The sequence below is a fragment of the Halorubrum tibetense genome, assembly GCF_042661865.1.
GTDB lineage: Archaea > Halobacteriota > Halobacteria > Halobacteriales > Haloferacaceae > Halorubrum > Halorubrum tibetense.
Window position 1 is genome coordinate 1 of record NZ_JBHSWW010000069.1, and the last position, 10,617, is coordinate 10,617.

The following is a 10,617-nucleotide window of genomic DNA, read 5'->3' on the forward strand; positions in this document are numbered from 1 at the left end:
CGCGGCGAGGAGGGTTCGCCGGTCGACCCCGCCCGACGCGCGGGCGGCCTCCCAGCGGGCGACTCGAAGGACGCGGCGGAGTCGCGTGCTCACTTCGACGCCCCCGATCGGCTTCCTCCCGCCTCACTTTCGTGGGCGGGCTCGTGTTCGAACTCCGACCCAGCTTCGGCCTCGGAAGTGCTCTCGACCGCCGATCCGCGCTCGTCCTCGGCGTCGTCCGCCGTCGCGGGCGTTTCGCCGACCGCACCCTCCGCCCCGTGTCGTCCGGGCATCGGACGCCCCACGAGGTCGAGAAAGACGTCCTCGAGGCTGGGTTCGCGCGTCCGGATGTCGACGACCGTCCCGCCCGTGGCGGCGGCCGCTTCCCGCACCCGATCGACGGCATCCATCGTCGGCACCGTCGTGCGGAACCGATCGCCCACCGCCTCAGTGGTCGCGGTTTCGAGGTCGATACCGGGATCCGGGTTCACGTCAGTGTACACGCGATACGTCGTCTCGCCGTGTCGCTCCCGGATCTCGTCGACGGTACCGCGGGCGACGATCCGACCCTCGTTCATGATGATAACGCGGTCACAGACCGACTCGACGTGGTACAGGTTGTGCGCGGAGAAAACGACGGTCTTGCCGGCCGCCCGCAGCTCGCGCGTGAACGCGAGCACGGAGTTCGTAGTCACCGGGTCGAGTCCGGAGGCCGGCTCGTCGTAGATCAGCACGTCGGGGTCGTTGACGAGCGACCGGGCGATCGCCACCTTTCGTTTCATTCCCTTCGAGACATCCCCCAGCCGGCGGTCGCGGTGGTCGAGCTCCAGCCGGTCGAGCGCCGTCCCGATACGCTCGTCCGCGACCGGCCTCGGGACCCCGTAGAGGTCGGCGAAGAACCGAAGGTAGGCCGTCGCGGTCATCTCCTCGTACAGCGGCGATTCTTCCGGAAGGAACCCGAGATGGTGTCGCATCGCGGCCTCGGTGGAGTCGTAGCCGGCCACGCGCGCCTCGCCCGCGGTCGGCTCCACGAGTCCGGCGAGTATCTTCAGCGTCGTCGTCTTCCCGGCACCGTTCGGGCCGACGATGCCGAACACTTCGCCCTCCGCGACGGAGAAGTCGCTGTCGACGACGGCCGCAAACTCGCCGTACGTCTTCCGGAGGCCCGACACCTCGATCATGCGAGCGGCTCCGTCGGCGGCTCGGTTAAACTCACCCCCGCGGCTATCAGCGGCGAGAACGAGAGGCGCTCGGCGGCTCGTAAGTCGGCCGTCGGCTCGGCGTCATCCGTCCGCCCAGACGTCGCCGTGAGCGCGATAGCCGTCGAACTCCCCGCGGGCGATCTCGCGTTCGATCTCCTCGCGAGTCTCTCGGTCGAGCTCCATGAGGTGACACAGCGGATGGCCCGGGGCGGCCACGGGGTTCTCCAACGCGCCGAGGATCAGCCCGTCGAACGGCGCGTCGACGACGTGTTCCTCCGTCTTGAAATGGTTCGTTACCGTACAGATCGTCTCGCCCTCGTGGACGAGCGGGTACGGCCCCCACTCCATCTCGACGAGGCCACCGGCGTCGGCGCGGAGCCACCGCTTCGTGGTGTCGGCGGCGGTGGATTCGAACCAACCCGGCCAGTGGACCGGCTCGGTCGGCAGGAGACCGTACTCCGCGAGGACGCTCTCGACGCCCTCCAACGCCTTCTCGACCAACACCGGCTGGAACCGGTGGGCCCGACCCATCTCGACGGTGACCGTGGGGATCCCGTCGGCGGTCGCGACGGAACGGAGCGAGCCCGCGTCGCCAGTGCCGTACAACACGACGTTGGTCGCGAACGCGCGGGCGAGCCGCTCGATGGCCGTGTTTTCCAAGTCCGCACGGGCGTGATAGATCGTCGTTCGGTTCCGCGTCGAAGTGTGGAAGTCGAGCCCGATGTCACACGGCGCGACGAACCGGCGGTAGATCTCGTTCGCCATTCGGCCGGTAGTGTTCGACCGCTCCCCGCCGGGAAACGACCGGTTCATGTCCTGGTCGTAGATCGGCGTGTACCGCTGTTGGGCCTCGTACGCCGGGACGTTACACACGTGGAGACAGACGATCGTCCCGTGGAGCCCCTCGGGGTCGTATCGCTCGGCAACCTCCTGAACGACTTTCACCCCGTTGAGTTCGTCGCCGTGGATCCCGGCGCTCAGGAACAGCGTCTTCCCCCCGTGTTCCCCGTTGATCACCGTCACCGGGATCTGCACCGGGTCACCGAGATAGCTCTCGCCGACCTCGTACCGGATGTGGCGTTTCTCGCCCGGGTCGACCTCGGCGTCGTACCGGAACGGTTCGGCCGGCTCCGGCTCCGTCACGCCGGGTGGGTCGCTCTCCATGCGAGCCGATCTCGGGTAGTGCGCAAAAACGCATCGACGGAGTCGTGAGCGTCGACCTATACCGATATGACGTCGACAGGCTTACCCCGGTCGTCGCGGATCCCACAGGCATGAACGGCGACCGGGGCGAGGCGAAGGGCGTCGAGCGCGACGGGACGAGTCCCTACGACGTTACCCGCGAGGAGCTCCGGACAACCTTCGACTATCAGGTCGCCCGACTCCAGGAGATCGACACGAAAGCGATCGAGATCCTGAAGGCGAACCTGCTGCTCATCGGCATCCTCGTCACCGGCGGATCGATCCTCGTCCAGACCGACCTAGAGATCGCGGCGTTCCTCAATCCCTTCACCGTCGCCGGGGGGCTGTTGCTCCTCGGCTCGACCGGCCTCGCGGCAGTCACGTACACCGCTTCCGACATCCGCGGGGGCCTCGACGCCGAGGCGATAGAGGCGGCCATCACCGCCCGGTCGTCCGCCGGCGACGACCTGGACGGCGGTGACGACGACAGCGGCGACTTCGACGAGCGACTGATCCGCAGCTACGCCGAGTGGATCGACTACAACGCGCGGGTCACCGCCGTCAACGACCTCCTCGCGACGGTGATGGTGATTTCGGTGTTCGTGGCGTTCGTCTACGTGCTCGCGGGCGGTGTCGTTGCCGCTGCCGATCTCGGAGCCGCGGCCTCGTGGGCGACGTTCTCTGCTCTGACGGTGGCAGTAGGCGTCTTCGCTTGGGTCGTCGTTCACATGGACCATCTCGATGCAGCCCCGAACGCCCAACAAAGACCTTCGAAGGGGTTCGAATCTCCAAGGGGAGAACCCGGCGCGACGGGTCCGCTTCCATCCGTCGAATGCTCGATCCGACCCGAAAAAAGGGGAGAGGAAAAAACGACGAGGACACACCCCGGCGCGATCACTGATCGAATACAACGAAAGCGGGGGCGTCAATCGGTGTACGGTTTCTCGATCTCGCTGTCCCCGCTGATGAGCGCGTTCATACGGCGAGTGATCACCTCAAAAACCGAAATGAGCGGAGAGAGGACCCGCTCGACGGCCCGGATCGGTAACGCGACCGCCAACGACCACTTCTCTGCGTTACCGAGACCGAATGCCTTCGGGACGATCTCGCCGAAGACCAATATGAGGAAGCTCGTGAGGACCGTGGTCACAACGATCGCGGACCCTGACGGGAGATAGCTCGCGATGAGGACGGTCACGATACTCGATATGGCGATGTTAACGACGTTATTACCGACGAGAAGCGTCACCAACAGCCGATGTGGGTCGTCACGGAGTTTCTTCAGTACGTGTGCACGAGAATCGTCCGTCGCGGCCTGCTGCTCGAACCACTCCGAGGATAACGAGAATATCGCGGTCTCGGAACTCGAAAAGAACGCACTGATCGCCAGTAGAACGACAACCGTAGCGATTCCGACCGAGATGAGCACAATACCTACCATGCTCCCTATTTAAATACTACGGACAAGAGCGTATCGGCTACAAACTCCCGACGCTCGCGGCGTGGGGGACGTTCCTCGCGCTTACGGTCGTCATCTCGAGTCGTCCTCTTTCGGGAGCTTCGATACCGACGTTTTATCGGACTCGTTCGACATATGGCGATGGCTCGATAGAAGCGGTGGTGGTCAGTAGGTAGTCCTCAGCGAACAGGTGTTTGGGACGAAAACACGTCCGAAGTGTCGTATACCGATGGAACCGATCCCCGGCGGGACCGTACGTGTGGTTACTCCTCTTCCTCTTCGACGTCCGGGTGTCGTCGGCCTCGTTCCCAGACGGCGTCAGCGGAGGTGTCGTTCGGTGCGGTGTGCGAGACGTCTTTCATGGTGTCGCGATCGGAGTCTGCCATCTTGCGACCGGATAGCCCGGATCTACTTATTAACGCTTCGTGGAAAGAGATAATGATACTCAGTATCATATAAGGGAATTTTAATACACGGTTTATCCGCCTCCAGAACGGAGCGCTCGGCGTGTTCAACAGGGAGACGGCCGAACGCGGGAGGTGGACGTTGGCCCGTACTGGATGTTCGATCCTCGTCGCTCGCGAGGTTCAGGCGTCGCCGGCGACGGCGATGGAGTCGCTTCGCGACACTCGGACGTGGCCCGCGTGGAGCCCGTCGATTACGGCCGTGGAGAGTGAGCATCGCCGTATCCGCGAGGGAACTCGTGGACACGTGCGGGTAGCCGGTGTTCGGGTCCCGTTCCGAGTTACCGCCTGTTCGAGCCGTCGATGGGAGTGGCGCGTCGCGGGCATCCCCGCGACCGGCCATCGGGTGGAAGCGTACGCGGGCGACTCGGAGCGGTGTCGAGTCGGCGTCGAGGTCCCCCTCGCCGCGGCCGGCTACGTCCCCACGTGTAAACGGGCGCTCGACCGGTTCGCCGCGCTCGTCGACCGGAACTGACGGGAGAGGTCCCGTCCCCCGACGGTTTTCCCCGTTCTCACATCCCCGAACCGTCAGTGCTCGTACCCCTCCTCGAACGGATCGATGACGCTGCTTCCGGGGTCGTCCTCGTCGACGGCGAACCCCGGCCCGTTCGTCGCGAGCTCGAAGACGAGTCCGTCCGGGTCGGTGAAGTAGATACTCTCGAAGTACGTCCGGTCTTTCACCTCGGAGACGTTGACCCCGTGCTCGCGGAGGTGTGTCCGCCACTCGCGAAGCGTCTCGCCGTCTTCGACGCCGAACGCGAAGTGGTGGCTCGCTCCGGGCCCCGGCGCGCCCTGTGAGTTCGGATACTCGAAGTAGGTGACGGTGGTCCCGGGTTCGCCCGCGGGCGTCGAGGAAAAGTAGTAGTGGGGCGTCCCCGGGTCGTCGTAGTTCTGCGTCCGTTTGACCGTGTGCCAGCCGAGGACGTCCTCGTAAAAGGCGGTCGTCTCCTCGATGTCGGTACAGATGTTCGTCACGTGGTGCAAGCCGGTGGTCGGCGGCGTATCGCTCATACCCGCGCCTCACCGCCCACGGTCAAAGGTGTTCGTCCCTCCGGGAGCGACCGCATCCCGTCGTCCATCGACGGTCGACCGCGTCTCAGTCGGCTCGTGCGGTTCGACCGAACGGCTCCGATCCATCCGATCCGATGGCGCTCGTGATCCGGTCGGCGGCGCGTTTGGCACCCGGGATGTTCGGCGCGTACGGGCCGACGGTTCCGAGCGCCAACGCGCCCGAGACGTACACCGGGGAGGGACTCCCGTCAGTAGACTGCCACGCCAACGTCGCGTCGTCCAGAACCGGGTGTCCGCGGTATCCACGAGCGAGACCCAACTCGTCGGCCACTCGGTCGACGAACGGGTGCCGAACCGCCGGTTCGAAGCCGGTTGCACAGACGACCCGATCCGCGTCGATGAGCTCGCCGTCCGCGAGACCGACCCTGACACCGTTCGCGACGCCCGTCGCGTCCGCGACCTCCCCTTCGACGATCCGGAGCCGCCCGGCGTCGATCCGGCGGTCAAGCCGGTCGTAGAGGTGTGGCGGCACGGTCGCCACCTGCCTGGCGTCACTGACGGCCGCGAGGCGTTCCCTCGATGCCCGCGGGTGTCGGTGGAGCCTTCGCTCGATGTGGTTCCAGTTCAGCCACGGCGGATCGGCTTCCGACACTTCCCACTCCAGCGGGTGACGGCTCACCAGGGTCACCGGCCGGGTCTCGCTCAGCGTGCAGGCGAGCTGGGCGGCAGTGATCCCGCCTCCAACGACGACGGTCGGCCGGGACGTCCCGGCGTGGTCGAGACCGTTCACGCCGGGGAAGTCACCCCAGACGTGGTCGACACCGTCCACGTCCGACGCCCAGTTTGGGATGTTGAACCGTCCGCCGTGGCCGATCGCGAGCACACCGGTTACGGCGTCGAGCACGTCATCCGAGGTCACGAGCCGGAGCCCGCCCCCGGCCCGTGGGTTGACGGTCTCGACCGTGGCCCGCCGATGAAGCGCGTCGAGCCCCTCGCGTGCTATCACGTGGTCGGCATGGTCGAGGAACAACGACAGCGTCGGTCGTTCCGGGTAGTCGACGGTCGGGCGGAGCTCGTCTTCACGCCCATGCCCTTCTGCGAACGACTCGAGCCCGAACGGTTCCGTCCCGACGTGCTGGACGTACGTCGAGCGCAGCGTCTCCATACCACAGGCGCGTGCCTTCCGACGGAACGAGGCCAAGAGCCGGTCGTTCGGATCGAGGATTACCATCTCTCGACGGTTGAGCGATGTCTCGTCGAGCAGCCGCGCGGCGAGGTGTACCCCGTGGACGCCACCTCCAACGATGGCACAGCGAACGGTGGGGTCGACCGCGTCATCCGGTTGTCTCTCCTCCATGCGAGAACTGATCACCGAAGTGTTAATAACTATTTCTACTACTATAGCAAGAATTATTTATTAAGAGGTGGAAATTGATAACACATGGAGACGGAGACCACACCCGTGACCGTGCTATCGGGGACGCTCGGGGCCGGGAAGACGACGACCCTCAATCACCTGTTGTCCGAGAGCGGCGATCGCGACCTCGCCGTCCTCGTCAACGACATGGGCGAAGTGAACGTCGACGCCGAGCTCGTCGCCGAGTCCTCCGACATCTCGAACGAGGACGAGGAGTTGATCGAGCTCGACGACGGCTGTATCTGCTGTGAGCTCCGTGGTGACCTGTTGGACGCCATCGGTGAGCTCACCAGGGACCGTGAGTTCGACGCGATCGTCGTCGAGTCGACCGGCGTCGCCGAGCCGCTTCCGGTGGCACAGACACTCACGCTCGGGTTCGACCAGTCGGATCTCGACCCCACGGAGTTCTACGAGGAGACCGGGATCGAACCGCTCCAGAACTGTCACATGGACACCGCGGTGACCGTCGTAGACGCTCACCAGTTCCATTCGGCGATGAGCTCTACTGACCTCGTGAGCGACGACGGAACGGAGAAACCACTGGCAGACCTCCTCGTCGAGCAGGTCGAGTTCTGTGACGTGTTGTTGTTGAACAAGTGTGATCTGGTCGACGAGGCTACCCTCGAAGCGATCGAGGAAGTCGTCGAGACGCTCCAGCCACGCGCAGCGATCCTCCGAACGACTCACGGCCAGGTCGATGTCGACGACATCGTCGACACCGGCCGCTTCGATTTCGAGGAGGCCCGGCGCTCCGCCGGGTGGATCAAGGAGCTCCAGGAGCCCCACGCGTCGGCGGAGGAGGAACACGGCGTGACCTCGTTCGTCTTCGAGGCGCGTCGTCCGTTCCACCCGGAGCGGTTCGCTACGCTGCTCGACGAGTTCCCGGAGTCGGTGGTCCGTTCGAAAGGGCACTTCTGGCTGGCGGGTCGCGAGACGGAGGCGATCGCCCTCAACGTGGCGGGCCAATCCGTCAGAGTCGCGCCGGCCGGGCCGTGGATCGCCGCGCTGCCGCCCGAGGAACAGCGGGAGCGCCGCGAGGCGATCCCCGAACTCGACGAGACGTGGGACGACGAGTGGGGTGACCGCGGGACGCAGCTCGTGGTGATCGGCACGGAGATGGACCACGACGAGGTCCGGGAGCGACTCGACGACTGCGTACTCACTGACCGGGAGATGGACGCCGACTGGTCCGCGTTCGAAGACCGGTTCCCGACGTTCGAGCCTCCAGCGGAGGACGCCGCGACAGACGACGCTGCAGCCGACGCGACCACTGACGCCGACGAACAGGAGGAGATCGGCCTTGCCGACTGAGGCTCCTCGCATGCCGGATCGACACGACCGCTCCGGTGTGGACCACGCTGACGCTCCGGATGGACAGTGCCGCACGGTCGTCGAACCGCAGCGGGACGGATCGGAGCTGTGTACGATCTATTCGACGCACCCGGACGACGTGCTGACCGCCACGTGGCTGTCCGCAGCAACCGGGTCGTTTCGATCGCTGGAGGAGTGGCGATGACGGGCGCGTTCCAGCGGGCGGTTAAACGCAACCTCGCTCACGAACGTCGAGCGGAGGCCATCGACACGCTCGCCGCGGACGGACGAGTCAGAGATCTCGCGGTGCTCGTTAGAACCCGGGGGCTCTCCGGGGGACTGCGCCGACGGGCTATCGACGGGCTCGTCAGGTGTGGTGCTGACGAGGCGCTCGAAGCGATCGCTGCCGACGGATCAGTTCCCGAAGCGCTTCGGCGAACGGCGGACCGACGATGACGGACGTGTCCGACGAGCGCGGCGGGGACCGTACTGAGCGACGGGTCTGTCGCGTCAGCGGCCGTGAACAGGGGCTGGTCGGGAAGTACGACATCTACCTCAGTCGGCAGGCATTCCGCGAGATGGCCCGCGACATGGGGTTCGAGAAGTACGACTAGGTTCGCTCCGGCCGGATCAGAGCAGCGGCCGGATCAGAGCAGCGGCCGGATCAGAACAGGCCGATGCCGAGGCCGTACGGCCACGCTGTCCCGCCGACGGCGAGTAGGGCGATCGCTGCACCCGCGCCGTAGACGTTCTTCAGGAACCCGGTCATCTCCGACTGTTTCTCCTCCGGGTCGTCGATCGACCAGAAGTCGTGCATCGTGACGGCGGAGACGAGAAGGAACACCGCGAGTCCGCCGGCTGCCACGACTGGGAACGCGCCGACGACGATCCCCACCCCACCGAGGACGAGGAGGACACCGGAGGCGACCACTGAGAACCGCGGCGCTGGCAGTCCCTTGAACTCGGCGTACCCAGCCATGGTGTCGAGGTCCATGAAGTGGTTGAGCCCCATGAACGCGAGGACGCCGCCGAACAGCAGGCGGCCGAACAGGAACAGTTCGCCGGCGAACGGCGTATCGATCTGAAGCGGTATCGTCGCGATTTCTGCTAACATCGTGTAACCACATATACGGACGTAACCTATATATCGCTTCCCGGACAATAGGGTAAGTAGGTAACATCGATGTCATCGCAGGAACTCGCCGGCTCCGAACCGGCGGACGACACCGAGACAGGGGACACCGGATCGCTCTCGGAAACGCCGTGCCCCGTGATCGACTCGCTCGAACAGATCGGCTCCCGCTGGCGACTCGTCGTCCTCTACGAGCTCCAGAACGGCGAGCGACGGTTCAACGAGCTCAAACGGGAGACCGACGCGAACGCGCGGACCCTCTCCCGCGTCCTCGATGACCTCCAGGAGACCGGCTTCGTCGACCGACGGATGGAGGAGGACGCTCCCGTCGCGACGTACTACAGCCTCACCGAGAAGGGGGAGTCGTTGGCCCCCGTCTTCGGCGAGATCGACGATTGGGCTCACGAGTGGCTCGCCGAGTGTGGGGCGTCGGTGGACACCGACGCGTGATCGCCGAAACCGACACGTTCCTTCACCCCCAACGGCGACCGTGTACGCCGGACTGAAGAACACCCCGTGTTGTCTGTGTGGACGCGAGGAGACGCACACCCGGATCGAGGTGCCACCACGGGCGCTGAAGCTGATGGAGAACGGCGACCCCATCTCGTGGCGGGACGTCGTCGGAAGCGTCACGCTCCGGTTCTGCGCGGACGACTGGGCGCTCGTGAGCGACCTCGCTGTCGAGATGGATACGCATCCGCTCTCGAAATGTAACGCTGCGCACGTCTCGTTGGACCTGCGTGAGGACCACGAGGCGCTCCTCTCGGCAACGAAGGCGGCGACGGACCAGACCGAACTGGAGTCGAAGCTCGTCGCACGCGCCGAGTCGACGCTGGCGGATGTCGACGACCCGTACACGGAGGATCGCGACGTGGTCGAGGCGATCGTCGTGCTGCGGGCGCTGGAGGAGCTCGGCGTCCGTGACCGGCCGAGTGACCCCGTTCGACCCTGAATCCCCGATTGGAGCGCCTCGTCACCACCGGACGTCGAACCCGTGTATCCCCTCGGGCTCCTCGTGAGTGACGTCAACGTCTTCGACGGCGGCCGCATCGCTCCCCGTGTGACACCAGTCGATCAGTCGCTCGACCGCGGGCTCGGGACCCTCGAAGACGGCTTCCACCCGGCCGTCGTCGAGGTTTCGGACCCAGCCGTCGACGCCCGCCTCGCGGGCAGCGTCCCGCGTCGAGGCCCGGTAGAAGACACCCTGTACACGCCCGGAGACGTACACGTGTGCACGAACCGTCTCGCTCATGGCTCCGCGTTGATCCCGACGGGACCTAAAACGTTGACCGCCGTCTCGGACCGACGCCTACTAACTCCCGGCTCCCGACGTCCCCCACATGGAACTGTTCGGAACCGCGGGGATCCGTGGGAGCGTGGAGGATCGGGTCACCCCGTCGCTCGCGCTCGCGGTCGGCCGCGCGGCGGCGGCGGTGGCACGGGAGCAGGACGACCGGACG

Annotated in this window: 17 protein-coding genes; 8 read left to right on the forward strand and 9 right to left on the reverse strand. The window is 65.7% G+C overall.

Going from position 1 to position 10,617, the window contains the following annotated elements:
* Window positions 1-89: 89 nt before the first annotated feature.
* The 5 genes from ACFQEU_RS06740 to ACFQEU_RS06760 form a co-directional block, all read right to left on the reverse strand.
* Window positions 90-1,160 (reverse strand): ABC transporter ATP-binding protein, encoded by a 1,071-nt coding sequence (locus ACFQEU_RS06740; protein ID WP_379780535.1) that lies wholly within the window; start codon window positions 1,158-1,160, stop codon window positions 90-92.
* A gap of 102 nt (window positions 1,161-1,262) precedes the next feature.
* Complete coding sequence (locus ACFQEU_RS06745; protein ID WP_379780537.1) at window positions 1,263-2,345, reverse strand: succinylglutamate desuccinylase/aspartoacylase family protein; 1,083 nt, start codon at window positions 2,343-2,345, stop codon at window positions 1,263-1,265.
* A 317-nt stretch (window positions 2,346-2,662) separates the two neighbouring features.
* The gene (locus tag ACFQEU_RS06750) at window positions 2,663-3,100 is read right to left on the reverse strand and encodes a hypothetical protein (protein ID WP_379780539.1); all 438 of its coding nucleotides are present in this window, start codon (window positions 3,098-3,100) and stop codon (window positions 2,663-2,665) included.
* 188 nt (window positions 3,101-3,288) lie between these two features.
* Window positions 3,289-3,804 carry a CNNM domain-containing protein gene (locus tag ACFQEU_RS06755; protein WP_379780541.1) on the reverse strand — a complete coding sequence of 172 codons (516 nt, stop codon included), beginning with the start codon at window positions 3,802-3,804 and terminating at the stop codon, window positions 3,289-3,291.
* Window positions 3,805-4,085: 281 nt separating this feature from the next.
* Window positions 4,086-4,208, reverse strand: coding sequence for a hypothetical protein (locus tag ACFQEU_RS06760; RefSeq protein ID WP_379780543.1), 123 nt, complete (start codon window positions 4,206-4,208; stop codon window positions 4,086-4,088).
* Window positions 4,209-4,329: 121 nt separating this feature from the next.
* Here ACFQEU_RS06760 and ACFQEU_RS06765 point away from each other — a divergent pair, with 121 nt between their 5' ends.
* The gene (locus ACFQEU_RS06765) at window positions 4,330-4,761 is read left to right on the forward strand and encodes an SRPBCC family protein (protein WP_379780545.1); all 432 of its coding nucleotides are present in this window, start codon (window positions 4,330-4,332) and stop codon (window positions 4,759-4,761) included.
* Between the two features lie 53 nt (window positions 4,762-4,814).
* On the opposite strand, the gene ACFQEU_RS06770 is transcribed toward ACFQEU_RS06765, so the two are convergent.
* Window positions 4,815-5,297 (reverse strand): VOC family protein, encoded by a 483-nt coding sequence (locus tag ACFQEU_RS06770; RefSeq protein WP_379780547.1) that lies wholly within the window; start codon window positions 5,295-5,297, stop codon window positions 4,815-4,817.
* Window positions 5,298-5,382: 85 nt separating this feature from the next.
* Window positions 5,383-6,654, reverse strand: a complete 1,272-nt coding sequence (locus ACFQEU_RS06775) for an FAD/NAD(P)-binding protein (RefSeq protein WP_379780549.1) — start codon at window positions 6,652-6,654, stop codon at window positions 5,383-5,385.
* Window positions 6,655-6,738: 84 nt separating this feature from the next.
* Between ACFQEU_RS06775 and ACFQEU_RS06780 the strand changes: the two genes are divergently transcribed.
* From ACFQEU_RS06780 to ACFQEU_RS06795, 4 genes are read left to right on the forward strand one after another with little or no spacing between them, the layout of a single operon-like run.
* Window positions 6,739-8,025, forward strand: coding sequence for a CobW family GTP-binding protein (locus ACFQEU_RS06780; protein WP_379780551.1), 1,287 nt, complete (start codon window positions 6,739-6,741; stop codon window positions 8,023-8,025).
* Between the two features lie 10 nt (window positions 8,026-8,035).
* The gene (locus ACFQEU_RS06785; protein ID WP_379780553.1) at window positions 8,036-8,230 is read left to right on the forward strand and encodes a DUF7511 domain-containing protein; all 195 of its coding nucleotides are present in this window, start codon (window positions 8,036-8,038) and stop codon (window positions 8,228-8,230) included.
* Window positions 8,227-8,481 carry a hypothetical protein gene (locus ACFQEU_RS06790; RefSeq protein WP_379780555.1) on the forward strand — a complete coding sequence of 85 codons (255 nt, stop codon included), beginning with the start codon at window positions 8,227-8,229 and terminating at the stop codon, window positions 8,479-8,481. The genes ACFQEU_RS06785 and ACFQEU_RS06790 overlap by 4 nt, the downstream gene beginning before the upstream one ends.
* Window positions 8,478-8,639: a 30S ribosomal protein S14 gene (locus tag ACFQEU_RS06795; RefSeq protein ID WP_379780557.1), complete on the forward strand. Its 162-nt coding sequence runs from the start codon at window positions 8,478-8,480 to the stop codon at window positions 8,637-8,639. The genes ACFQEU_RS06790 and ACFQEU_RS06795 overlap by 4 nt, the downstream gene beginning before the upstream one ends.
* A 50-nt stretch (window positions 8,640-8,689) precedes the next feature.
* Here ACFQEU_RS06795 and ACFQEU_RS06800 read toward each other — a convergent pair whose 3' ends face one another.
* A complete protein-coding gene (locus ACFQEU_RS06800) occupies window positions 8,690-9,139 on the reverse strand; it encodes a DoxX family protein (RefSeq protein WP_379780559.1) in 450 nt (149 codons plus the stop codon).
* Between the two features lie 69 nt (window positions 9,140-9,208).
* On the opposite strand from ACFQEU_RS06800, the gene ACFQEU_RS06805 reads away from it, so the two are divergent.
* Complete coding sequence (locus ACFQEU_RS06805; RefSeq protein ID WP_379780561.1) at window positions 9,209-9,607, forward strand: winged helix-turn-helix transcriptional regulator; 399 nt, start codon at window positions 9,209-9,211, stop codon at window positions 9,605-9,607.
* A gap of 40 nt (window positions 9,608-9,647) precedes the next feature.
* The gene (locus ACFQEU_RS06810; protein WP_379780563.1) at window positions 9,648-10,109 is read left to right on the forward strand and encodes a hypothetical protein; all 462 of its coding nucleotides are present in this window, start codon (window positions 9,648-9,650) and stop codon (window positions 10,107-10,109) included.
* A 21-nt stretch (window positions 10,110-10,130) separates the two neighbouring features.
* Here the strand turns inward: ACFQEU_RS06810 and ACFQEU_RS06815 are convergent, their stop codons facing one another.
* Complete coding sequence (locus ACFQEU_RS06815; protein WP_379780565.1) at window positions 10,131-10,409, reverse strand: acylphosphatase; 279 nt, start codon at window positions 10,407-10,409, stop codon at window positions 10,131-10,133.
* Between the two features lie 88 nt (window positions 10,410-10,497).
* Between ACFQEU_RS06815 and ACFQEU_RS06820 the strand changes: the two genes are divergently transcribed.
* Window positions 10,498-10,617: hypothetical protein (locus ACFQEU_RS06820; RefSeq protein WP_379780568.1), on the forward strand; the 120-nt coding region annotated here is incomplete at its 3' end.

Excerpts from the sequence above, each read along its gene's own strand:
- ACFQEU_RS06805 (WP_379780561.1), top strand. The coding sequence starts at position 9,209 with ATGTCATCGCAGGAACTCGCCGGCTCCGAACCGGCGGACGACACCGAG.
- ACFQEU_RS06755 (WP_379780541.1), bottom strand. The coding sequence starts at position 3,804 with ATGGTAGGTATTGTGCTCATCTCGGTCGGAATCGCTACGGTTGTCGTT.
- ACFQEU_RS06800 (WP_379780559.1), bottom strand. The coding sequence starts at position 9,139 with ATGTTAGCAGAAATCGCGACGATACCGCTTCAGATCGATACGCCGTTC.
- ACFQEU_RS06775 (WP_379780549.1), bottom strand. The coding sequence starts at position 6,654 with ATGGAGGAGAGACAACCGGATGACGCGGTCGACCCCACCGTTCGCTGT.
- ACFQEU_RS06760 (WP_379780543.1), bottom strand. The coding sequence starts at position 4,208 with ATGGCAGACTCCGATCGCGACACCATGAAAGACGTCTCGCACACCGCA.
- ACFQEU_RS06790 (WP_379780555.1), top strand. The coding sequence starts at position 8,227 with ATGACGGGCGCGTTCCAGCGGGCGGTTAAACGCAACCTCGCTCACGAA.
- ACFQEU_RS06780 (WP_379780551.1), top strand. The coding sequence starts at position 6,739 with ATGGAGACGGAGACCACACCCGTGACCGTGCTATCGGGGACGCTCGGG.
- ACFQEU_RS06745 (WP_379780537.1), bottom strand. The coding sequence starts at position 2,345 with ATGGAGAGCGACCCACCCGGCGTGACGGAGCCGGAGCCGGCCGAACCG.
- ACFQEU_RS06795 (WP_379780557.1), top strand. The coding sequence starts at position 8,478 with ATGACGGACGTGTCCGACGAGCGCGGCGGGGACCGTACTGAGCGACGG.
- ACFQEU_RS06740 (WP_379780535.1), bottom strand. The coding sequence starts at position 1,160 with ATGATCGAGGTGTCGGGCCTCCGGAAGACGTACGGCGAGTTTGCGGCC.
- ACFQEU_RS06815 (WP_379780565.1), bottom strand. The coding sequence starts at position 10,409 with ATGAGCGAGACGGTTCGTGCACACGTGTACGTCTCCGGGCGTGTACAG.
- ACFQEU_RS06770 (WP_379780547.1), bottom strand. The coding sequence starts at position 5,297 with ATGAGCGATACGCCGCCGACCACCGGCTTGCACCACGTGACGAACATC.
- ACFQEU_RS06750 (WP_379780539.1), bottom strand. The coding sequence starts at position 3,100 with ATGGTCCATGTGAACGACGACCCAAGCGAAGACGCCTACTGCCACCGT.
- ACFQEU_RS06785 (WP_379780553.1), top strand. The coding sequence starts at position 8,036 with ATGCCGGATCGACACGACCGCTCCGGTGTGGACCACGCTGACGCTCCG.